We start from the raw sequence: 1,388 nt of genomic DNA, 5'->3' as shown, positions 1-1,388 counted from the left end.
GCATGCCGACAATCCGATCGACTTCCAGGAATTCATGATCCTGCCGATCGGCGCGCCGACGCTGCGCGACGGCGTGCGCTGGGGCTCGGAAATCTTCCACACGCTGCGCAAGAAGCTCAAGGACGCCGGCCACAACACCAATGTCGGCGACGAGGGCGGCTTCGCTCCCAACCTGAAGAGCGCGCCCTCGGCGCTCGATTTCATCATGGAATCGATCGAGAAGGCCGGCTTCAAGCCGGGCGAGGACGTCGCTCTCGGCCTCGACTGCGCCGCGACCGAGTTCTTCAAGGACGGCAACTACATCTATGAGGGCGAGAAGAAGACTCGCGATCCGAAGGCGCAGGCCAAGTACCTCGCCAAGCTCGCATCCGACTATCCGATCATCACCATCGAGGACGGCCTTGCCGAAGACGACTGGGAGGGCTGGAAGATCCTGACCGACCTCATCGGCAAGAAGACCCAGCTGGTCGGCGACGATCTGTTCGTCACCAACACGGCCAGGCTTCGCGACGGCATCCGCATGGGCGTCGCCAATTCGATCCTGGTCAAGGTCAACCAGATCGGCTCGCTGACCGAAACGCTCGACGCCGTCGAGACCGCGCACAAGGCCGGCTACACCGCCGTCATGTCGCACCGTTCGGGCGAGACCGAGGATTCGACCATTGCCGATCTCGCCGTCGCCACCAATTGCGGACAGATCAAGACCGGCTCGCTGTCGCGCTCCGACCGCATGGCCAAGTACAACCAGCTGATCCGCATCGAGGAGGAGCTCGGCAAGCAGGCACGCTACGCCGGCAAGTCGGTGGTCAAGGGCTGACCCGGCATCCAATCGGGATATCGAGGAAGGGCGGGGCGTTCCCCGCCCTTTTTCGTTTTGAGGCTCCGGGTACGCCCGTCCGTAACCGTCCATTAAGCACAATGGAGCGAAAAAGAGTTGGGCCGTTCGGGTTCGCGGCCACGAGGATCTGGATCATGTGGACACGTCAGCACAAGCAGCGAAACACCGGCCGGCTGATCGTCCCCTCGCTCTGCGTGCTGTTCCTGGCCTATTTCGGCTTCCATGCCTATCACGGCGAATTCGGCATCTATTCCAAATATCAGCTCGAAGCCCGGGCAGTCGAACTGCAGGGGCAGCTCGATGCCGTCAAGGCGCGCCGGGTCGATCTCGAGCGGCGTGTCCAGCTGATGCACGAGGGCACGCTGGAAAAGGACATGCTTGACGAACAGGCGCGCAAGGCGCTCAATCTCTCGCATGCCGACGAAATCACCATCATGCTGCCGGCTCCAGCGAAATAACTGAATTCCAGTTAATCGTCTTTATTTTCAATGATTTTAATTGCTTAGACGCATGCCAGCCATGCATTTTTCGGCATGGCGCAATGCTTTTA

The 1,388-nt window shown here is 60.5% G+C and carries 2 protein-coding genes; both read left to right on the top strand.

Annotated features, from left to right (window positions below; all coding sequences use genetic code 11):
* On the top strand, positions 1–817 hold an 817-nt coding region (locus tag EN780_RS34260; RefSeq protein WP_128276460.1), incomplete at its 5' end, for a phosphopyruvate hydratase.
* Between the two features lie 155 nt (positions 818–972).
* Positions 973–1,296, top strand: coding sequence for a septum formation initiator family protein (locus EN780_RS34255; RefSeq protein WP_127286905.1), 324 nt, complete (start codon positions 973–975; stop codon positions 1,294–1,296).
* The last annotated feature ends 92 nt before the right edge of the window (positions 1,297–1,388 follow it).

Source organism: Mesorhizobium sp. M4B.F.Ca.ET.089.01.1.1 (assembly GCF_004022605.1).
GTDB classification, from domain to species: Bacteria; Pseudomonadota; Alphaproteobacteria; order Rhizobiales; family Rhizobiaceae; genus Mesorhizobium; species Mesorhizobium abyssinicae.
The sequence above is the reverse complement of the archived record's forward strand: the minus strand, read 5'-3'. Positions and strand labels throughout refer to the sequence as shown.

What these genes read in the sequence shown, in the direction of transcription:
- EN780_RS34255 (WP_127286905.1), top strand. Translation starts at nt 973, where the DNA reads ATGTGGACACGTCAGCACAAGCAGCGAAACACCGGCCGGCTGATCGTC.